This is a genomic window from Mycobacterium sp. NGS56, assembly GCF_059812425.1.
In genome coordinates, this window is record NZ_JCALCQ010000017.1 from 52,874 (window position 1) to 73,552 (window position 20,679).

Genomic DNA, 20,679 nt, shown 5'->3' on the forward strand with positions numbered 1-20,679 from the left:
TCTCTAGCCTCCGGGCTTCGCCGATGTGGTCACCACAGCCACCTTGCCGAACGCCGGGACGGTGTCCCGCGCCAACAGCGCTGCGTCCCTTGATAACTCCGGGCCCGTCGCGAAGGTCCGCAGCAGCGGCCAGGGGGCCTGGACTGCCGATCCCGGGTCCAGCCCCAGCGCGCGCAACGTCGTGTCGTCATTGGTGATGCCGAACCGAACCCCATTGTCGGAAACCCAAAACAACGATTCCCGCGAATCGGAGGTGACCACACCGCTGGTCGACGTCACGAAGTTGGCGGCGCCCGGCAACACCAGCACCTGGCTGGCGACCACCGAGGCCGGGTCGCGGTCGTCACGCACCAGGTGGACGATGCGGTTGTCGAGGTATGACGGCGTCGGAAGTCCGCGGCCGTTGTAGACCACAACACGCGCCTGCGGATCCGTCGAGCCCTTCTCCCACCCCACGCAGGTAGTCGGATTGGCTGCGCTATCAATGAAATTCAGACGCTTGGTCGGGTAATAGTCCACCGCAAGCGAGGACACCTCGGGGATGTTGACCAGCACGTCGGGAGCAACCACGCGGGGCGCTGTCGAGCCATAGGAGTTGGCGCTGCGCAGAAGGTCGGCAACGAAGCTGGTGATCTTTTGCACCCCGTCGGGCAACAGCACATAGAACTGCTTGCCGCCGCTGGCCGTTTGGGACTGCAACACCGCGCCGACCTGGGAGCCCGAGACCCATGTCGAAGGCGTGCCCGCCAGTGGTACCGCGGGCACGCCGATCGGTTCCGTCGCCGGCAATGCGTCGTGGAGCGCCCGCGAAATCTCCACCGGCAGCGTCACTCCCGGGTCGAGTCCCAAGCTCAGCGTGACAGCCCTGTTCGTCGGATCGATCTGCGAGCGTTTGCCGCCCCAGATCACAAAAGTGTTGCCCTCGAACGTGACCAACACCCCGGCATCATCACTCAGCGGTGTGGCGCGGTCGAAGCCGTCGAGTTGTCCCGCGATCGAGGTCACTACCGGCCGCTCGGGGCTGCGTGGTCGCCCCGCCGTGTTGCACACCGCCCACGCCGACGTCGCCCCTCGATGAACCGGCATCGCTGCCGGCGCGCCAGGGATGCCAACGAGCGGTCCGGTCGGATACTTCGCTATCTCAGCCGGTTTCACCCACGTCGGCTGATTCGCCGTCCCCGTCGCCAGCCGGGCGGACGTCAAATTCAACACCGGGTACAGCCGGCCGTCAATCCTGGCGTAGAGGGCCCCGGAATCGCGGTCGCCGATGATCGCCGAATCACCGACAATGCCAGTGGGTTTGAGAACATTCAGCAGCAGCATCCATCCCGACGCGATGGCCACCAACAGTACCGACAACACCAGCGCGGCGGTCTGCTTGCGGTCATCGTGTTTCATGCGCACCGAAAAACGGGTGGTCGCGGCGCGCAACCGTCGGTTATAGAACAGGTGCCCAGAGTTCTGGTCCCGGTTAGACAAACTCAGCGGCATGCTCAGTACCCCTTGGGCGCTCGGTGAGGATCGGCCTGCTGAATTCGATCGGCCAGATTCGATGCGTCGGCGGCCACCCCATAGCGGCCCATCGCGTAATTGATGAACGCGCACGCCTGCGCTACCAGATTGTGGATGTCGCGCGAGGTCCCCGGCTGGCGGTACGCCGCGAAGGTTGGCGCGATGAATTGCCAGGCACCCTTACTCGGTGTGCCCCGCGCCGCGTTGGAATCCCAGTCGTTAACTGCAGTCGCGTTGTAATTGGACTCGCGGCGAGCCACCAGGTCCATGCCGCGTTCCCAACGAGCGCGCGCAGCCGGGTCATGAATACCCTTGATGTCCAACGCTTTACGGATGGCTGCCAGCACCGCCGGGCGTCCGCTGGCCTGGTTTCTGTGCATCGACCGCCCTCGAAGGTAGTGCAAGCGTCGCAGTTTCAGCGCGAGCAGCTTTGCGCGCCGGCGTGATCCGGCGACGTGCCGATGTTGGGTCCGCAGCCGGTCCGCCATACGGGCGACCGCCTCGCGTCGGCCCATCGGCGTATCGGCGGCCGGCGTCGTGTCGGTTAAGGCGGCGTCGAGCACCGTCCGCGTCGCCGCACGGCCCTGGGTGTGATCGGACCGCGCCGCGGTGATGATCTGTCCGAGCGTCCGGTCTGAATGTGCCGAGCGCGCCAACCGTGATATCGAGGAGCCCGACCGCGCGGCCGCTGCGCCGGGCAGCCCACCAGGACAATGCGTCATCGCCTCAGCGCGCGCCCGCGTCTCTATCGGCGCGCCACCGATGCCGTGGTCCGTGGCGGTTCCCGCGAACAGATCGTGGGCACGAGCCAACACCGTGATCGCTCGCATTTTCAGCGGATCTGTCACCGGCTTCCCCGCCGTGATTCACCTGCGCGCCCTCTGGGCGCCGCATCCTTGCCGGCCACTCGCGTTAGTACTCCCACACCCTTCCTGGCCGCGTGATCCGCGGTCGCTGCCGACGTGCTCAATAGCATGCACGTATCGACAGTTCTGCTGTCAATAACGGGCGACCCAACAGGCCCGCGCTCAGGGCTGGGTCGGCCGCGATTACGTAGCGACCTTACTGCCGGGCGAACTGCGCGACCACTCACCTTCCCCTGGGCTGGAGGAGGCCTATTCCTTCGGCTCGTCCTCGGACGGCATGATCACGATCCGGCGATTGGGCCTATTAGTAACCACCGTCGGCTTGGCCTCACCGGATTTGCTGCCCGGGATGCTCGGGGGAATCGTCAAGCGGCCCTTTACCGGCTGGCCGTTAGGCACACCCGGTGCCATGACCCGCTTCTCGGCCGGCTTGTCTTTGGTGCCGGCCTCGCCACCGGCGCCCATCGCGCCAGGCGGCATCATCGGCATACCGGTCATGCCGGGTTGGCCCGGCATGACCGGTATCCCTCCGGTTGGCGGCATCATGGCCGCCTTCGCGGCCGCCGGCGTGGTTGGCGGGGACGACGTTGGCACCGGCGGTGGGCCCAGCGAGCTGGCTGGAGTGGTGCCGCCACCCCCGAGGCCGCCCCCACCGCCGCCGGCGGAACCGGCGCCCAGGCCGGAGCCCGCGCCACTGCCGACGCTGTCGACCAGATGCGCGTTGTCAGCGAGGGCGGCGCCATGGGCACCCTGAACCGCGCTCATCAAGGGTTGGAACGCGCTTTGGCCGGCCTGCATCGCCTGCTGCGGCAGCTGGGTCAGCGGCCCCATGATGCCGCCGATCGCGCCGCCGATCGCACCAGTAACGCCCTGCAGCGTCTGCTGGACCATCTGCATTTCCTGCTGCCCATTTGCCTCGTTGGCCGGGAACTTAGCTTCGGCATCGGCGGCATGGGCGCGACGGTCGGCGTCTGCAGCTGCGGCGTCCGCGGCATCTTTGGGGACGCCAGCGTTGCCGACGCCGCCCAAGGCGCTCTGCCAACCGTCGGCGACTGAGGTGCCACCTGGTGGAGTTGGACCGGGGACCGGCAAGTGCACCGGGACTCCGTCAACCGTCGAGCCCGGAGACTGCTTAATGTTCTGCCCTGGACCGCCCATAATTCACCTCCACCCCATTCGGATCCACAAGTGCTCAAAGCCCCTCGGCGTCGGATCTAGCACATTTTGTCACAGCACGACGTAATCGGTATTCAGGTCGAGATCCGGCCTATGTGGCCACTCCGATGACTGATTGCGACGAACCACGCCAAGTGATAGTTCGCGAGGTACTCATGGCCGTCGATCAGTGCCTCGATGGCCGCCAGGAGCATCCAATCTCCGACCACCTCTGGGTCGTGATTGGGATAGGCCGCTAGCACCGAATGCTGAATTGCTGCGGCGCATACGCGCAACATCTCGGTTTCGCTTTCCAGGACGCCGGTTTTCCGCACCGCGGGCGCCGCGACGGCCTGGGCGATACGTGGCAGACCATCGCGGCGACGCACGGCATCGACCAGGGTGGGCCCGAGCTCATCGACTTGAGGCGCCGCCGAGCGGGCGGGCCGGTCACCGCTGAGCGCGGGCTCGTCGGGACCCGGCTCGCCGACATATGTGTTGGCGTGATGGGCAGCTGCGGCCGTGATGGCGCCTAGCAAATCCACCAAGTTTGCATCACGGCGTCGCGTCGTTGGCTCGAGCAGTGTTACGTGGGCTGGCAACCGGACGTGCGGCGGAATCCAGCCTCCGGCAAGGTCGGTGACCAGCAGCGTCGTGGTGCCGTCGTCGCGCAGCCCTGCCGCCCACGACAGGCGCGGTTCCTGGCGGGCCACCGCGTCGACGAGGCGCTGTAACCGTTGTTGTTCGGCCGTCCTGGCCGACACCGTGCCAGCCGTCGCGCCCGTCGCCGCGGAGGCTGCCGATGCACCGGCCATGGTCGATGACCCCGCGCCGGCCTGGCTCGCCGCGGCCCCGGACGCCGTCCGCTCCACTGGCGAGACAAGTGGCCCGCCCGCAGATGGAGATGATGCCGGTGAAGACGCCACTGGCGCGCCCGACACGGGGCCGGCCGGCGTAGCAGGCACTGACGGGGGCGCCACGACAGGCGGGCGCAGGTCAGAACCGTAGGCGGGCAACGGTCCTGAGGGAATGGATGCTGCGCCTAGGGTCGGCGCGGGTGACGACCATGAGCCACCGGTAATGACCGGCGCAACTGAAGCGCCGCCGCTGGTGGGCGCTGGCGCGGGTGACGGCGCCGGGGGCGCGTCGACCGGCGTACTTGTCGGAATGAAAGTTCCCCCACCGGGTACGGTCGGCGTCACTGCTGGCGTAGTCGGCGCAGTTTGCGGGCTGCCGGTCTCCATCGCTTGTAGGGGCCCCGCCGTAAACGCTTGCCCACCAGGCCCTGTCGTCTGGCCGGTCGCCAAGCCGGAGGTGAAGGCTTGTCCCAACCCAGGCTGCAGGCCCTGACCTAGACCAGCCGGTGACGCCGAAACAGGCGCGCCATGCACCCCGGGCATCCCCGGCGATGCGGGTACGCCACCGCCGGGCGTTTGGATACCCGCGGGCGAAGCCGGAGTACTAGGGCCTGCGATACCCCCGCGCACACCGTCCCCGCTGACTGATGCAGGAACGGCCCCGCCCGATGACCCGCCGGGGTGTCCGCCTCCACCGCTGCGTACGCCGCCACCACCTGCGGCCGCATGCGGTGCCTGCCCCGCTAACCCGGCAGGCGGCGGCACTCCTCCATCGCCACGGACCCCGCTGCCACCAACACCGCCACCCCCGGAATTCAAGTCATGCTGGCTGATCGGTTTCGGCGGCGAAACGTCCTCAACATTGAATCCGTTTGCCTTCGCCCAACTCCGAGCGTCTCCCCCGCCACCTTCAGCATCGAGGATTTTCTGCGTCGCGGCCATAAGTTTGTCGACCGCGTCTCGGCTCGCATTCGCCGCATCGGCGTTGCAGCGCGCCTGGACAGCTTGCACTTCCGCTAATTGCTCGGGGGGCGGCTTCTTGGAGGCAAGGATTTCATCTATTTCCTTATTGCCAGTATTCGCTATTTCAGACAAGCGGCTGCGCAAATAATCGATGGCGTCCGCGCCCGAGTTGAACGCCGAGGTCTTCGTCCGATATTTCTCCGCGAGATCTAGATGAAACTTCTCGCCCTCCTGATACCGGGAGACGAGGTCATCGGCCGTGTGACCCTCGTTATGGGCCGCGATGTGTGTCCACTTATTGCGCAGATGTTGGGAGTATCCCTGCTGCTTCGCCGAAGCCTGGCTCCAGTGCTGTGCGCCTGCCCGCAGAGTCGTTGACGGAGCCGGCCACCATGCACCGACGAGCGCAGCTGACCACTTACCGGGTGGGAGATCAACCGCCACCGCATACCTTTTTCACTGCAGCATCTTTGGCGTTCACCTCGCCGACCCCCTCTTGAAATTCAGCCTCGGTAGCACAGATACTCCTTACTAGTCACGACGTCCTGTACGAGACAGTTGACCCGGGCCCCATTCACTCTTCAATGTCAATGGTGCGGCAGGCAACCGTAAGACAGCAATTCACTTGGAATGCATTTTCTTCAACGGCTTTCGAATCTGACGCAGCTTGCCGGCACCTTTCTATACAGGCAAGGCTGAATGCCACGGCACTCATCTTGGCAGTGCTCGACTTACACTGCTCTGCCCTGTTGAAGGCTTAGCCATCGATCTGCTGACGCGGTCAGCACAATGCCGTTAGGAGGGCTAGCGAAGGACGGGGCGCTCGGAGATATTAGCCGGATCCGCACGTCCGGGTTAGCCGCCACCGCACACCTGCTTCATCGCAGCATCTTTCGCGTTGATGTCGTCAAGTGCGGCTTGAAACTGTGTATCGGTAGCAACGTCCCTACTTCCCATAGCCGTCCCCTTGCGATACGACACGGCTAACGCGCGGGCGGGATCGCGATATGCTGCGCCGAGGGCTGGGTTGCCGGCCGCGTCATCGAGCATGGCCGCAGCATTGGTAAGTGCGATGCGGCCTAGCGCGACATCGTGGCCGTTCGTATCCGCTTGTACTGCCTGCGCGCCGAGCTTGTAGGTATCGCACAACTGGCGTTGAGCGGCAGTTGCTGCAGCCGCACTGAAGGTCGGTGGAGCGCTCGCAGGTGATGGTCTCGTAGCACTTTGTCGAGTCATGGCTGCAATCAGTGCAGTGATCGCCAATATCATGGCTACCCCCGCTAAGAGCACCGACGGCCACGTCCGCGCGCGTGGTTGCGGTTGGTTGGGAAATCCGACTGGCCATTGCGTTGGGTTCGGAGCGCTTGCGGCCGGTCCACTCCCAGGAGCTGGAGGCAAATCCCCCACCATAAACCCTCCTTCAATCGCCAGGTAGCTATCAAGACAGTATCCCGAGGATGGGCCTGAGCGACCCGGCCAGCTATTGCATCTCCCATCGACTGATCGCTGTAACCAGGGTTTTGTGGGCGGGATCCTTGCCTTTGCGCCAGAGGTGATCGCCTGCTACGTGCTGAACATGGCTGCGGCGCGATTGCTCAGTGCCCACTCCCCTACCGGCGCCCCATAGGGGGCACTACAGCCGGACGCGAAGGGTGAGCCCTGCGCCACGGCCACTGTCTACACGTTCAACGCCGAGGGACCCGAACTCGGTCGCAGCGCTTGCATTTCGGTGGCGTTGTTTTTGTCCATGCTGGTGAACCCGTTGGCCGCATGGTGCGCCTTGGCGCCGACTCCCGTGAGCGTCTCACTGTGGCCTTGCAGGGTTTTCACGTGGTGCCCGTGCGCTGCCGACACCGCACTGTGGAAGGCGTCGGCCGCCGCGAAGTCACCGAACATTCCCGATGCCACGGTTCCGCCTGCCAACTGATCCGCCCCGTCCTGGGCGTGACCTCCTGCGCGGTGCGACTGGTTGCCTCCGGAACGCAACAGCTCCGCATCGACGAACACTGGCACTCCTTCCGTTCACGCGATGGGTTCGAGCACAGCCTCCCGGCCGCGTACGCCATTTGATCAAGCTAAATGCCACTTTGGGAGTGGTCAATTCACCTGAACCGCCCGCCAATGGGAGCCATCGCTAGAACCCATGACCATTGGTGACCGATCGCGCGGGTCGATCCCATTCCGGATCGACGGTGACGGGCACCTGGATCCCGACGTGCGGCAGCGAAACCGTCCCCAAGCGGGTATGCAACTGGAAAGGAAGGGCGATGCGCGCTGCGGATCGATCACGCGCCAGCATGCCTTCGCCGGACAGGCGATCGCCGTGCCCGGTGACGATCTCGGTCATGTTGTGCAGCGATTCGCTGCCCACGTCGTAATAGTGCGAGTGGTCGGTGAACCACGGCACTACGCTGCGCGAGCCCGCGACTTCGGCGTGAAACCGCACCTCCCCGAAACCTGCATGAGCGGGATCGGTGCCCAGCCCGGCCAATGGGCCCAGCGGTTGGTCCAGCGTCGCGTTCAAGCCATTCGGGAGTCCGGTACCCGAATCGCCGATCCAGCTGACCGCATCGGTCGAAGCGGCACCCACATACAATCGGCCACCGTCGAGATGAAAGTCCCCGGCGCTGTGCGCTAAATCTGTTCCTGGACAACCGGTTAGCACGGCGTCATTGGCCCGCATGCCGCTGTTTGCGAATGCGTCAGCCACCGTCGTGGATCCGTAGGAATGGCCGAGAACCGTTACATGTGCGGGAGTCGACGGCTCATGGGTGGCGCCAAGGCCATTGACATCGGCGGCCAGCAGCGCGCCCGCCTGGCGTGCCCGCCACGGGGTGCCCACCTGTTCCAACATCGATGGGTCGGTGAGGGCCTGCTGCCAGTGCGGGTGGTCGAATTCTGGTGCGTCATAACCCATCCAGGCCACCACAGCGGTGGTATGGCGAGGGTCGGCCTTCATCGACTGCTCATAAAGATTGAGGGCGTCGTCTGTCCCGTCGGACATCCACCCTCCCCGCACACTGCTGTTGGTGCCCGGGACGATGACCGCCGTGTTGCGGGACTTGTCCGGGTTGCCGATCGCGATGGCTGCCCTGCCCTTGCCGTTGAACGCCAGCGGGTCGTACGCCCACAACATAATAGGGACACCGCGAGATGCGTCGGACCCTTTGTCGCGCTCGAGGAAGTCGTTTGTTTTCACCGCATTTTGGTATCGGGCGATGTCTGTGGCGCAAAGCCCATAATCGCCTGGGTTGGAGAACACGTCCGCATTCCGGTCGTTGAGCGCGTCGCCTCGGAGCGTCGAGGGATCGAGCCCACGCTGGCGGACCGCGTCTTCGACCCTGCGCAGGTTGTCTTTCATCGCGGCCTGGTTCACCGAGTCACGCGTCTCCGCCGGTACGCCGTTGAGGTTGCCCAACTCGTAAGGGTGCTGCTCGATCAGCAGACGCTGCTGGTTTGCGCTCAACGCGTCCCACCATCGTTTGACTTCTTCTGGGCTGTTGCCCGGCCATGGAATCGACAGCTTGTCGACACCTTGAACCTCCGCCGGATCGGCCCCCTCGGCACGCAGATGCCTTAGCCCCGCTGCAAGCATGGCCGAATACCGATCGCGAATCTGGCGAAGCACCTGCACTATTGCGTTCACCTCGGTAACAGCGTCCCCGCGCAGGTTGTCGGCCGCGCAGTGGTCGTCGTCCGCGAAAGCGTCGCAAAGCTCGGCGTCGATGTCCTCGAGGTCGTACTCCAGCGCAGCGAGGTACCACGCGGAGGCGCGTTGCGCCTCGGCCAACGCGGCGGCGATATTCTCCAAAGCGATTGCGATCTCCGGCAATCGCTCGGCCTGCAGGCCGAGAGAGCGGGTCGCGCGCTGTACCTCGTCGACGTCGTTGATCGGATGCTCACCATTCTGGTGATTCCACGACGCCTCGAACCGGCGACGGGCAGCCTCAAACGCGAAGCTGGCCTCCACGGTGCTTACCCCGGCGTCACGAAAGGCTTTGGCTAGAGCCGAGATCTGCGCTGGGGCTCCGGCTTGCATACTGGCGTCGATCGACCAGGGATCGCCGACCGCCTCGGCAACGAGAAACGGAATGTTCAGGTGGCGCAGTTGCATCGGGTCCCCGACGAAGCGCGTTAAGGCACCGAATTGCCGTCAGAGCGCGCTCGCTCCATCGGCGAGACCGTCGCCGTCGGTGTCGGTCAGCCGGACGTTCCACTTGCCATCGCCATCGGTGTCGACGTATCCGGTCACGCCGCGTTCGTCAGATCGCAGAACACGGTCGGCCAGCCCATTGCCATCGGTGTCGACGAGGCGAGCGTCGGCGCGCCCGTGCCCGTCGAAGTCGACCAGAGGACCGCCGGTGTGCTCGACACCATCGAGGCCGAACCAGCGCAGCTGGCCGCCGCCCCCGTCCATGGCCACAGCCCATGTTCCGGATCCGTCGTCGGTGAAGTACGCCTCGGGGGTGCCGTCGTTGTCGATGTCCAGCACGGCGTGATCGACGACGCCATCGCCGTCGAGATCGGCGAGTGCGTCGTCGCGCAGACCGTCGTGGTCGAAATCAATACCGATCGATTCCAACCGCCCGTCGCCGTCCAGGTCGAGGTCGGGTTGCGCGTGCCAAATGGCGGCAGCGCCGTTATCGCCAGCTATGCAGTAGTCCATGCGTATTCGGACGCGCGGATGCCGCTAGTCGTTCCCACGAGACCGCCACCACGCCAACAGTTCCGCGGTCGCCTCGTCGTGGTCCAACGGTCCGCGCTCCAACCGGAGCTCCTTCAGATAACGCCACGCCTCGCCGACTTGGGGACCGGCCGGGATGCCGAGGAGCTCCATGATCTGGTTGCCGTCCAAATCGGGTCGCACCCGCGCCAAATCCTCTTGGGCGGCCAGCTCGGCGATGCGTGCCTCGAGTCGGTCGTAACTGGCCTGCAGTCGCGCCGCCCGCCGCTTGTTGCGGGTCGTGCAGTCGGCTCGCACCAGCTTGTGCAGCCGAGGCAGCAGCGGGCCGGCATCGGTGACGTAGCGGCGCACGGCGGAATCGGTCCACTTCCCATCGCCGTAGCCGTGAAACCGCAGATGCAGATAGACCAGTTGCGAGACGTCCTCGACCATCTGCCTCGAATACTTCAAGGCCCGCAACCGCTTTCGGGCCATTTTGGCGCCGACGACCTCGTGGTGATGAAAGCTCACGCCACCGTTGGCTTCGTGGCGCCGAGTCGCGGGCTTGCCGATGTCGTGCAGCAGCGCGGCCCAACGCAACACCAAGTCCGGGCCGTCGTCCTCCAAGGCGATCGCCTGGCGCAAGACGGTCAGTGAGTGCTGGTATACGTCCTTGTGTTGGTGATGTTCATCGATGGCCATCTGCATGCCGCCGACCTCGGGCAGCACCACCTCACCCATGCCGGTCTGCACCAGTAGATCGATGCCCGCCGTCGGGTCATCGCCGAGCAACAGCTTGTCCAGTTCGGTGGCGACCCTTTCGGCGCTGATCCGCGCGAGCTGCGGGGCCATCTGATCGATCGCCTCTCGCACACGCGGTGCAACACCGAAGCCGAGCTGCGAGACGAACCGCGCCGCGCGCAACATCCGCAGTGGGTCGTCGCCGAAGGACACCTCCGGCTCGGCAGGTGTGTCCAGCACCCGCGCGCGCAGTGCCGCCAAACCGCCTAGCGGGTCTAGGAATTCGCCCGGTCCCTCCGGGGTGATGCGCACGGCCATCGCGTTGGCCGTGAAATCGCGGCGCACCAGATCGTCCGCGAGGCGGTCGCCGAACCGCACCTCGGGATGGCGGGACTGTTGGTCATAGGTGTCGGCGCGAAAGGTCGTGATCTCCAGGCGCTGGTCGCCCTTTCCGACGCCGACGGTGCCGAATTCGATCCCGGTGTCCCATAGGTTGTCGGCCCACCGCCGCAGGATTTGCTGCACCTGCTCCGGGCGTGCGTCGGTGGTGAAATCCAGATCGGGGCTCAACCTGCTCAGTAAGGCATCCCGTACCGAACCGCCTACGAGATAAAGCTCATGCCCCGCGGCGCCGAACGCTGAGCCGAGTTCGGCCAGCATGGGCGCATGCCGATTCAGCGCGACCGCGGCGGCGGTCAACAGGTCGGCATCCTGGGCGGCGTCGGGCACGTTCGATCAGCCTAGTCGGCCGCGGGCGAAAAGCCCGTGTGAGGAGCCTCGCAGTCACCAAAGGTGAATTGACCCGGCGCGGAGCGTCAGTAGCGTTACTGCGACAAGAAAGGCGAACTGGGGGACCGTCCGGTGCATCTCCGATTCATAAGCAAGGGCGCACTGATCGCGTTCGCGGGTGGAGACCCGTGGAAGATCAACGCCACATTGCAGAGCGGGCGGCCGGCCCAGATCTCGAACCTCGCGAAAGCGTTTCATGACGCCGGTCGAGCCACGGCGGAAGCGGAAGCAGCATTCAACTTGGCGCGAACTCGCTTCAACAAAGCTTGGACGCGGGAGAACGGCGAGAATCCGATCAACGAGTCGGCCGAGGTTCAGCGGGCTACGACCTCACTCGGGGTACAGACAGCTCAGTTGCCCCAAATCGGTGCCGATCTGGAAAACATCGCAGCCGCACTGGCCGAGGCCCAACGATCGGGAAAGGGCGAGATTTCATCGCTCGAAGGCGCGCTCCAAGGTCTCGACGATCAGATCGGTGAGGCGGTCGAGCTGGAAAACAACCTGGCGCTGACGGTCTTCGAAAGGCGACTGCTGGAGCACTACATCGATGGACTCGAGAAGCATGCAGTCGGCGACACCAAGGCTTCGCTGAGCAACCTCAAGCGCGTCCGCGGTCGGTACTCTAGGCGGCTGCACACCTCGCTGGCCAACCTGCACAACCAGGACGGGTATCAGCCACCGATCCAAGCCCTGGACGGCGACATCCCGGAATGGCCTACGCAGAACGTCCAAGATGAGGAGCGGCGGCACAACCAGATCGAGGCCTTCAGGCAAGTCTTCGGCCGCGAACCGACTTCGGCCACCGACTGGGAGACTGCGGCAGCTCTCGATCAGCAGACTTACGACCCGATGTTCAAGGGCGCTAAATCGCAGATCCGAGTGGTGAAGATTCGCCCGGTGCCCGGGCAAGGCGTCGTCCGTGTCTCGCAATGGATTGAACAACGCGACGTCACCAGCTTTCCGCCGTGGAAGCGAGACCTTGGGAACAACCGGGGACCCAATCCCAACTTCGACCCTGAAGACACCAAGGTCACCACTTACATCGACTACGAAAACGGGCTCATCGTCTTAAGGCAGAACCCTTCAGTCGAGGAGACCTCCACCGGCGAGCCAGGTCGGGTCAAGGTCGGCATACCCAAAGGCAGCGTGACGCAACTTTGCGATGGATCCGTTCGTATCAAGTACGACGCAGGCAACCCTTTCGCCCCAAGGGTCACCGGAGATCCCACCGGGCCGTTTGCGGGCCATACAGTAACGGTCAACGGCGACCTGGTTTTCACCCCCGGACAAGGGGGTGTCCAGGTCAACGGGACGCGCACCGATTACCCCTCCTTGGAGGTGTATCAAGACTCGCAAAACGGCGGCACCCGCACAGCACTGATCGACCCGGCTCAATCCGGCCGATCATGGGGACCGGCTTTCAACCTGCCCGGCCATCACGACGTCGGCCCCCTCGGCGGCAAGGCGTTCGCGCCGTTCGATTCAAATGGCTGGAACACGAAATATGATGTGCCGGCTCCTTTGCCCCCGATCGACTTCGGCCTGGTTACCGACATACCCTCGGTTCCTACCCTGCCCACCGGGACCGCGGTTCCCGCATGACCGCGAATTACTGAAAGCAGCAAGACATGTCGTATTTTGCTCGAGTTCGTGACCTGGACGCGGGTGCATGGCGCACGGCAACATTGTCGTCGCCGTTCGTCGTCCAGATCGTCGTCGGGTTGCTTCTTGTCGTGATGTGGGGGTTGGGCAAGGGACCCTTCGCAACCGAGCGCGGACTCACCGAACGTAGCTGGATGTTCGTCGCCGCCGCGATCACCACGCTGGTGTCTCTTGCGGTCGCCGCCGCACTCGCGCAGTCGTCGTCGCCGCGCAATCGCGGTCTTGCCCTGAGCATTGCGGGATCGTCCGCGACCGTGTTTATCGGTGGAATTGTTTACGCGTACTTGGTCTTGCGCTGAAAGGTGTTGTGGTGACCGACGAATCGCTGATACCGGTATCGAAGTCGCGTTATGGCCCGGTCGCTTTCGTGGTGGCGGTACTTCACATTTTCATCGTCGAGTTCGCCACGTGGCTTTTCATGCCGTATTCAATCGTCTTCGTGCTGCCGGTCGTTCTGATATACATGGCGATCTCGGCTCTGGTAATGCTGGCTCCGGGGACAATGGGTCAGATCGGGCGCGGCATGCTCATCGGAAGCCTGTCCGGGCCCATCTCGCTGCTTATCTTTGGCGCACTGTGGGCTATCGCCGCAGCAATAGGCCCGATCTGACGAACGGCCCGCGCCGTACCTTCGCGCAGTCACCCGGCGGCGAGCATCTCCAGGAGAAGATGCCGTGCCAGCTACTATCGCTTGGGTGTCGGACGGCGAACAAGGCAAACCACGTCGGCGCCGGGGGCGGCGCCGGGGCCGTGGCGCCGCGACTTCGCCCGAAAAGCCCACTAACGGTCGAGCGACGGGCGACTCGACGGCCACCAAATCCCGCCGATCCCGATCGTCTCGCCGCGGACCGGATCAGCTGCGGACCGTCCACGAGACCTCGGCCGGGGGGCTGGTCATCGACGGTCTCGATGGACCACGGGAGTCTCAGGTCGCCGCCCTGATCGGGCGTATCGACCGGCGCGGGCGGATGCTGTGGTCGCTGCCAAAAGGGCACATCGAACTCGGTGAGACCGCCGAGCAGACCGCTATCAGAGAAGTGGCCGAAGAGACCGGCATCCGGGGCAGCGTGCTGGCCGCGCTGGGCCGCATCGACTACTGGTTCGTCACCGATGGCCGTCGGGTGCACAAGACCGTGCACCACTACCTAATGCGTTTCTCCGGCGGCGAGCTTTCCGACGAGGATCTCGAGGTCGCCGAGGTGGCCTGGGTGCCGATGGGCGAATTGCCGTCGCGCCTGGCCTACGCCGACGAACGCCGCCTGGCGCGCGTGGCCAACGAGCTGATCGACAAGCTGCAGAGCGACGGTCCGGCGTCGCTTCCCCCGCTGCCGCCCAGCTCGCCGCGGCGCCGACCGCAGACGCATTCGCGGACCCGGCATTCGGACAAACCGGCCGCTGGCCGGAAGAACGGCCACGGACCCGGGCCGTGACAGCTCCGCGTCTCCGGTGGGCCGGTTTGGTGCGCATCGCCGCCGTGCTCGCCATCGTGGCCGGACTTGCGATGCTCACCGCGCCGGTCATGCCGCGTGCGGCGGCGGGCGAGCCCGGGGTGACGCCGTTTGTCCGAGTCCGCATCGATCAGGTCACCCCGGACGTGGTCACCACGACCAGTCCACCCGTCGTGACCGTCAGCGGCATGGTGACCAACATCGGCGACCGGCCGGTCCGCGACGTGATGGTCCGCCTCGAGCACGCCGACGCCGTCACCACCTCCGCGGGTTTGCGCACCACGCTGGACGGTGACACCGACGGATACCAACCCGCCGCGGATTTCCTCACGGTGGCGCCCGAACTGCAACGCGGGCAAGAAGTCGGCTTCACCCTGTCGGCCCCGCTGCGCGCCCTGACCAAGCCGTCGCTGGGAGTGGAGAAGCCCGGCATATACCCCGTCCTGGTCAACGCCAACGGCACCCCCGACTACGGCGCACCCGCCCGCCTGGACAACGCACGATTCCTGCTACCGGTGGTGGGAGTGCCGGCGGACCGAGCCGATGACGTGGGCTCCGTCGTCGCGCCCGACACCGCTAAACCGGTGATGATTACCATGCTGTGGCCGCTGGCCGACCGGCCCAGGCTGGCGCCCGGCGTCCCGGGCGGAACCATCCCGGTGCGGCTTGTCGACGACGAGCTAGCCACCTCGTTGGCCAGCGGCGGTCGGCTCGACATTCTGCTGTCCTCGGCCGAAGTCGCCACTAGTCACGACGTCGATCCCGACGGCGCGGTCGGCCGCGCGCTGTGCCTGGCGATCGACCCGGATCTGCTGGTCACGGTCAACGCGATGACCGCCGGCTATGTGGTGTCCAACTCCACCGAAGACTCCGCACAACTGCCCGGTACCCCTACCCACCCCGGCGCGGGGCAGGCCACCGCGACCGAATGGCTGAACCGCCTGCGCGCCCTGGCGCACCGGACCTGTGTGGCCCCACTCCCGTACGCCCAAGCCGATCTGGATGCCGTGCAGCGCGTCAGCGATCCGGGACTGAGCGCCATCGCCACCACCAATGCGAACGGCATCATCGACAAGATCCTCGACGTCTCGTCCATCCGCGGCGCCACGCTGGTACCCGACGGCCCGCTGACCAGCCGCGCGGTCAAGCTGCTCGGCGCCAACGACAACACGGTGGCGATCGCCGCCGCCGACCTGTCCGCGACCGAGGCACAGGGCTCCGCTGATGCCGGGGTCGACACCGCACCCCGGCGACTGTCCCCGCAGGTCATGGTCGCGCCGTTCGACCCCGCGGTGGGCGCCGCGCTGGCCGGGGCAGGTGCCAGCCCAGGAGCGCCGACGTACCTGGACTCGTCCCTGACGGTTCGGCTGGGACACGACTCGGTGACCGCACGGCGACAGGACGCGCTGGGCTCGATCTTCTGGCGTGCGCTCAACCGCGACGATCCGCGCACCCAGATCTTGGTTCCGCCGTCGACCTGGAATCTGCAGGCCGACGACGCCCAGGTCATCCTGACGGCGCTTACCACCACCATCCGCTCCGGCCTTGCGGTGCCTCGCCCGCTGCCCGTCGTGGTCGCCGACGCCAACCAGGCTGCACAAGCCCCCACCGAAACACCCGAAGAGCTCGGCGCCTACACGTCAGCACCCGGCCAGTTCAGCGATGACGTCACCGCCGGCATCACCGGGCAGGTCGGCCGGCTGTGGGGGTTGACCTCATCGCTGATGACCGACGATCGCACCGGGCTGACCGGCTTCCAGTACACCGCGCCCCTGCGCGAGGACATGCTGCGCGCGCTGAGCCAGTCCGAACCGCCCGACACCCGCAACGGGTTGGCCCAGCAACGCCTGGCGGTGGTCGGCAAAACGATCAACGACCTGTTCGGAGCGGTGACGATCGTCAACCCGGGCGGCTCCTACACCCTGGCCACCGAGCACAGCCCGCTGCCACTCGCATTGCACAACGGCCTGGCCGTTCCGATCCGGGTGCGCCTGCATGTCGATGCGCCCCCGGGGATGAACGTCACCGACATCGGCCAGATCGAGCTGCCGCCGGGTTACCTTCCGCTGCGCATTCCGGTCGAAGTGAACTTCACGCAGCGGGTCGCCGTTGACGCGACGCTGCGGACCCCGGACGGTCTGCGGCTGGGCGAGCCGGTGCGGTTGTCGGTGCATTCCAACGCCTACGGCAAGGTCTTGTTCGCCATCACGCTGTCCGCCGCGGCGGTCCTGATCTTGCTGGCCGGCAGACGCCTGTGGCACCGCTTCCGTGGCCAACCCGACCGCGCCGACCTGGACCGCCCCGACCCACCCGATGCCCGGCACGCCGCCGGATCCGACGCAGCCGATAACCAGGTCGAACAAGAGCACCGAGTATGACCCCCACCTATCGGCAGGCCCAGCCACACCATCGCCTGCCCGAGCCGGCGCGGCATTCCCGGGTGCCGGGCTCACCGCCGACCGGTCCGCTGCCGCCCGTTGCCGCCGAGATCGATCGCCGGCGTCCCGAGCTTTCTGACGCCGCGCTGGTATCACGGTCGTGGGCGATGGCCTTCGCCACGTTGATCAGCCGGCTAACCGGCTTCGCGCGGGTGGTGCTGCTGGCCGCGATCCTGGGCGCCGCGCTGTCCAGCGCGTTCTCGGTGGCCAACCAGTTGCCCAACCTGGTGGCGGCGCTGGTGCTGGAGGCGACGTTCACGGCGATCTTCGTGCCGGTGCTGGCTCGCGCCGAGCAGAACGACCCCGACGGCGGCGCGGCATTCGTGCGGCGGCTGGTCACCTTGACGACGGCGCTGCTGATCTTCGCGACGGCGCTGTCGGTGGTGGCCGCCCCGCTGTTGGTGCGGTTGATGCTCGGCCACAACCCGCAAGTGAACGAGCCATTGACCACCGCCTTCGCCTACCTGCTGCTGCCGCAGGTCCTCGCTTACGGCCTGACATCGGTGTTCATGGCGATCCTGAACACCCGCAACGTATTCGGGCCGACCGCCTGGGCGCCGGTCGTCAACAACGTCGTCGCGCTTGTGACGCTGGCGGTCTACGCGCTGGTTCCCGGTGAGTTGTCCGTCGATCCCGTCCGGATGGGAAACGCCAAGTTGCTGGTGCTCGCAGTCGGCACCACGCTGGGCGTCTTCGCCCAAACCGGGCTGCTGTGGGTGGCACTGCGCCGCCAGCGCGTCGACCTGCGCCCCCTGTGGGGAATCGACCAGCGACTCAAGCGCTTCGGCACGATGGCCGCAGCCATGGTGCTCTACGTGTTGATCAGCCAGCTCGGGCTGGTGGTCGGCAACCAGATCGCAAGCACCGCAGCGGCATCAGGCCCGGCGATCTACAACTACACCTGGCTGGTCCTGATGCTGCCGTTCGGCATGATCGGCGTGACGGTACTGACCGTGGTGATGCCGCGGCTGAGCCGCAACGCCGCAGCCGACGACACCGAGGCCGTCCTCGGAGACCTGTCGTTGGCCACCCGGCTGACGTTGATCACGCTGATTCCGATCGTGGCGTTCATGACCGTCGGCGGCCCCGCGATTGGCAGCGCCCTGTTCGCCTACGGCCATTTCGGAAGCGTCGACGCGGGATACCTGGGCGCCGCAATCACCCTTTCGGCCTTCACGCTGATCCCCTACGGGCTGGTGCTCCTGCAGCTGCGGGTGTTCTACGCACGCGAGCAGCCGTGGACGCCGATCGTCATCATCCTGGTCATCACGGCCGTCAAGATCCTCGGCTCGGTGCTGGCGCCGCATCTCACCGACGACCCCAACCTGGTGGCCGGTTTTCTGGGACTGGCCAACGGCGTCGGATTCCTCGCCGGCGCGATCATCGGTTACGTCCTGCTGCGACGCACCCTGCTGCCGGCCGGCGGCCACCTGATCGGCGTGGGCGAAGTCCGGACGATCCTGGTGACACTCACCGCGTCCATGCTGGCCGGATTGATCGCCCATGTTGTCGACCGGCTGGCCGGGCTGGAAGCCCTCACCGAGCACGGCGGCGCCGGTTCCCTGCTTCGGCTGTTCGTACTGGGGCTGATCATGCTGCCGATCACGGCCGCAGTCATGTTGAGCGCACAGGTCCCCGAGGCGCTGGCGGCGCGGGACACCCTGCGGTACCGCATCACGGGTCGCGGACCGCGCCCGCGCAGACCGAGTGCCAAGGATCGATCGTCTCAGCGGCGCCCGGTCACGTACCCTGAGCAGAGGAATTCGTCCCCGCCTGGGGTAAATGCGGTCCAGGAGCCGATCCGGCGCAGGCCTCCGGAGCGGGCAAACCGAGCCCGGCTAGTGAAAGGACCGGAGGTGACCGAACGCCCGATGGAGAGCGCAGCCCCCAGTTCTGGGCCTGGTGCAGGCTCGGGTACTCCGCTGCCGCGGCCGGTCGCCGACGACTTCCAACCCGACATCCCCGCCGACGAGCCGAAGCGGTCCCCCCCTGCGCGCCCGTCCGACCAGGCCAACGCCGAGCTGCCCGGTACCCGGCACGCACAGACCCCGTTCGAAGCGCCGCGCGAACATTCGGCGGATTCCACACGAGACGACGTGCACCTTGTCCCCGGCGCCCGCATCGCCGGCGGCCGGTACCGACTGCTGGTGTTCCACGGCGGCGCCCCGCCACTGCAGTTCTGGCAGGCGCTGGACACCGCCCTGGACCGGCAGGTGGCACTGACCTTCGTCGACCCGGACGGCGCCCTGCCCGACGAGGTCCTCCAGGAGATCTTGTCGCGGACCCTGCGGCTCAGCCGCATCGACAAACCCGGTATCGCCCGCGTCCTCGACGTGGTGCACACCGGCTCCGGCGGCCTGGTGGTCTCCGAATGGATCCGGGGCGGCTCATTACAGGAGGTGGCCGACACCGCACCCTCCCCGGTGGGAGCTGTGCGGGCCATGCAGTCGCTGGCCGCGGCCGCCGATGCGGCCCACCGCGCCGGCGTCGCCCTGTCGATCGACCACCCCAGCCGAGTGCGGGTCAGTATCGAAGGCGACGTCGTGCTGGCCTACCCGGCCACCATGCCCGACGCCAACCCGCAGGACGACATCCGCGGCATCGGCGCCGCGCTCTACGCCCTACTGGTCAATCGATGGCCCATCGTGGAGAGCGGGGTGCGCAGCGGGCTCGCGGCCGCCCAACGCGACTCCTCCGGAAACCCCGTCGAGCCCATGACGGTCGACCGCGATATCCCCTTTCAGATCTCCGCGGTCGCCGTGCGGGCGGTCCAGGAGGACGGTGGAATACGCAGCGCCTCAACGCTTTTGAATCTGCTTCAGCAGGCCACCGCAGTCGCCGACCGCACCGAGGTGCTAGGTCCCATCGACGATTCGCCCTCGCCTTCGACGGCTTTGATCTCACCCGGTCAGGACCAGGAGATCTTCGCCCGTCGGCGACGCAACGTGCTCATCGGGGTCGGCGCCGGCCTCGCCGTCATCGTGGTGGCCCTACTGGTGCTGGCGTCGATCGTGAGCAAGATCTTCGGCAACGTCGGCGGGGGCCTCAATAAGGACGAGCTCGGACTGAACGGCCCCTCGTCGTCGTCGTCCGCGTCGGCCTCGTCGAGCGCCCCGCCCGCGGCGGCGGGCAGCGTCGTCAAACCCACCAAAGCGACCGTCTTCTCCCCCGACGGCGACGCCGACAATGCGGGCACCGCCGGGCAGGCCATCGACGGCGATCCCTCGACCGCCTGGGCGACCGAGGTCTACACCGACGCCGTCCCATTCCCTAGTTTCAAGCAGGGCGAGGGGCTGATCCTGCAGCTGCCGGGCCCCACCGTGGTCGGCCAAGTCACCATCGACACCCCGAGCAGCGGAACGAAGGTGGAGATCCGCGCGGCATCCTCACCGTCGCCGTCGAGCCTCAACGACACCACCGTGCTGGCCCAGGGCTTCACGCTCAAGCCCGGCCACAACGTGATCCCAGTCAGGGCGGGCTCGCCGACGTCGAACCTGCTGGTGTGGATCTCCACGCTGGGAACGACCAATGGCAAGAGCCAAGCCGGCTTTTCGGAGATCACCGTGCAGGCGGCATCCTGATCTA

General features: G+C 66.2%; 15 protein-coding genes and 1 pseudogene. 6 read left to right on the top strand and 10 right to left on the bottom strand.

The genetic code is table 11. The features are described from left to right. Positions 1-3: 3 nt before the first annotated feature. The 10 genes and pseudogenes from eccB to AC5Y4F_RS25210 form a co-directional block, all read right to left on the bottom strand. Positions 4-1,491, bottom strand: a complete 1,488-nt coding sequence (gene eccB / locus AC5Y4F_RS25165) for a type VII secretion protein EccB (protein ID WP_499999287.1) — start codon at positions 1,489-1,491, stop codon at positions 4-6. Between the two features lie 2 nt (positions 1,492-1,493). Continuing rightward, the gene (locus AC5Y4F_RS25170; RefSeq protein ID WP_499999339.1) at positions 1,494-2,342 is read right to left on the bottom strand and encodes a transglycosylase SLT domain-containing protein; all 849 of its coding nucleotides are present in this window, start codon (positions 2,340-2,342) and stop codon (positions 1,494-1,496) included. A 285-nt stretch (positions 2,343-2,627) separates the two neighbouring features. Then, on the bottom strand, positions 2,628-3,536 hold the full coding sequence (locus AC5Y4F_RS25175; protein WP_499999289.1) for a hypothetical protein: 909 nt from the start codon (positions 3,534-3,536) through the stop codon (positions 2,628-2,630). 92 nt (positions 3,537-3,628) lie between these two features. Then, positions 3,629-4,348, bottom strand: coding sequence for a DUF5631 domain-containing protein (locus tag AC5Y4F_RS25180; RefSeq protein ID WP_499999341.1), 720 nt, complete (start codon positions 4,346-4,348; stop codon positions 3,629-3,631). A gap of 1,346 nt (positions 4,349-5,694) precedes the next feature. Further along, a pseudogene (locus tag AC5Y4F_RS25185) lies at positions 5,695-5,797 on the bottom strand (hypothetical protein); the annotation flags it as partial. Between the two features lie 411 nt (positions 5,798-6,208). Continuing rightward, a complete protein-coding gene (locus AC5Y4F_RS25190) occupies positions 6,209-6,622 on the bottom strand; it encodes a hypothetical protein (RefSeq protein WP_499999291.1) in 414 nt (137 codons plus the stop codon). A gap of 408 nt (positions 6,623-7,030) precedes the next feature. After that, positions 7,031-7,366 (bottom strand): DUF2563 family protein, encoded by a 336-nt coding sequence (locus AC5Y4F_RS25195; protein WP_499999293.1) that lies wholly within the window; start codon positions 7,364-7,366, stop codon positions 7,031-7,033. A 121-nt stretch (positions 7,367-7,487) separates the two neighbouring features. Continuing rightward, on the bottom strand, positions 7,488-9,467 hold the full coding sequence (locus AC5Y4F_RS25200; protein ID WP_499999295.1) for a putative alpha/beta hydrolase: 1,980 nt from the start codon (positions 9,465-9,467) through the stop codon (positions 7,488-7,490). 39 nt (positions 9,468-9,506) lie between these two features. Continuing rightward, positions 9,507-10,019: a pullulanase gene (locus tag AC5Y4F_RS25205; protein ID WP_499999297.1), complete on the bottom strand. Its 513-nt coding sequence runs from the start codon at positions 10,017-10,019 to the stop codon at positions 9,507-9,509. Between the two features lie 24 nt (positions 10,020-10,043). After that, positions 10,044-11,486: a CCA tRNA nucleotidyltransferase gene (locus tag AC5Y4F_RS25210; RefSeq protein WP_499999299.1), complete on the bottom strand. Its 1,443-nt coding sequence runs from the start codon at positions 11,484-11,486 to the stop codon at positions 10,044-10,046. 132 nt (positions 11,487-11,618) lie between these two features. Between AC5Y4F_RS25210 and AC5Y4F_RS25215 the strand changes: the two genes are divergently transcribed. From AC5Y4F_RS25215 to AC5Y4F_RS25240, 6 genes are all read left to right on the top strand, one after another. Beyond that, positions 11,619-13,148, top strand: a complete 1,530-nt coding sequence (locus AC5Y4F_RS25215) for a putative alpha/beta hydrolase (protein ID WP_499999302.1) — start codon at positions 11,619-11,621, stop codon at positions 13,146-13,148. A 26-nt stretch (positions 13,149-13,174) separates the two neighbouring features. After that, on the top strand, positions 13,175-13,507 hold the full coding sequence (locus AC5Y4F_RS25220; RefSeq protein ID WP_231986262.1) for a hypothetical protein: 333 nt from the start codon (positions 13,175-13,177) through the stop codon (positions 13,505-13,507). Between the two features lie 11 nt (positions 13,508-13,518). Further along, entirely contained in the window at positions 13,519-13,818 is a 300-nt protein-coding gene (locus AC5Y4F_RS25225) for a hypothetical protein (protein ID WP_197520458.1), read from the top strand. Positions 13,819-13,903: 85 nt separating this feature from the next. Next, positions 13,904-14,638: an NUDIX hydrolase gene (locus AC5Y4F_RS25230; RefSeq protein WP_067930701.1), complete on the top strand. Its 735-nt coding sequence runs from the start codon at positions 13,904-13,906 to the stop codon at positions 14,636-14,638. Then, the gene (locus tag AC5Y4F_RS25235; RefSeq protein WP_499999306.1) at positions 14,635-17,034 is read left to right on the top strand and encodes a hypothetical protein; all 2,400 of its coding nucleotides are present in this window, start codon (positions 14,635-14,637) and stop codon (positions 17,032-17,034) included. Before AC5Y4F_RS25230 ends, AC5Y4F_RS25235 begins: the two co-directional genes overlap by 4 nt. Then, the gene (locus AC5Y4F_RS25240; RefSeq protein ID WP_499999308.1) at positions 17,031-20,675 is read left to right on the top strand and encodes a murein biosynthesis integral membrane protein MurJ; all 3,645 of its coding nucleotides are present in this window, start codon (positions 17,031-17,033) and stop codon (positions 20,673-20,675) included. The genes AC5Y4F_RS25235 and AC5Y4F_RS25240 overlap by 4 nt, the downstream gene beginning before the upstream one ends. Positions 20,676-20,679 lie beyond the last annotated feature (4 nt).

What these genes read in the sequence shown, in the direction of transcription:
- AC5Y4F_RS25190 (WP_499999291.1), bottom strand. Translation starts at nt 6,622, where the DNA reads ATGATATTGGCGATCACTGCACTGATTGCAGCCATGACTCGACAAAGT.
- AC5Y4F_RS25200 (WP_499999295.1), bottom strand. Translation starts at nt 9,467, where the DNA reads ATGCAACTGCGCCACCTGAACATTCCGTTTCTCGTTGCCGAGGCGGTC.
- AC5Y4F_RS25180 (WP_499999341.1), bottom strand. Translation starts at nt 4,348, where the DNA reads ATGGCCGGTGCATCGGCAGCCTCCGCGGCGACGGGCGCGACGGCTGGC.
- AC5Y4F_RS25170 (WP_499999339.1), bottom strand. Translation starts at nt 2,342, where the DNA reads ATGCGAGCGATCACGGTGTTGGCTCGTGCCCACGATCTGTTCGCGGGA.
- eccB (WP_499999287.1), bottom strand. Translation starts at nt 1,491, where the DNA reads ATGCCGCTGAGTTTGTCTAACCGGGACCAGAACTCTGGGCACCTGTTC.
- AC5Y4F_RS25205 (WP_499999297.1), bottom strand. Translation starts at nt 10,019, where the DNA reads ATGGACTACTGCATAGCTGGCGATAACGGCGCTGCCGCCATTTGGCAC.
- AC5Y4F_RS25220 (WP_231986262.1), top strand. Translation starts at nt 13,175, where the DNA reads ATGTCGTATTTTGCTCGAGTTCGTGACCTGGACGCGGGTGCATGGCGC.
- AC5Y4F_RS25240 (WP_499999308.1), top strand. Translation starts at nt 17,031, where the DNA reads ATGACCCCCACCTATCGGCAGGCCCAGCCACACCATCGCCTGCCCGAG.
- AC5Y4F_RS25175 (WP_499999289.1), bottom strand. Translation starts at nt 3,536, where the DNA reads ATGGGCGGTCCAGGGCAGAACATTAAGCAGTCTCCGGGCTCGACGGTT.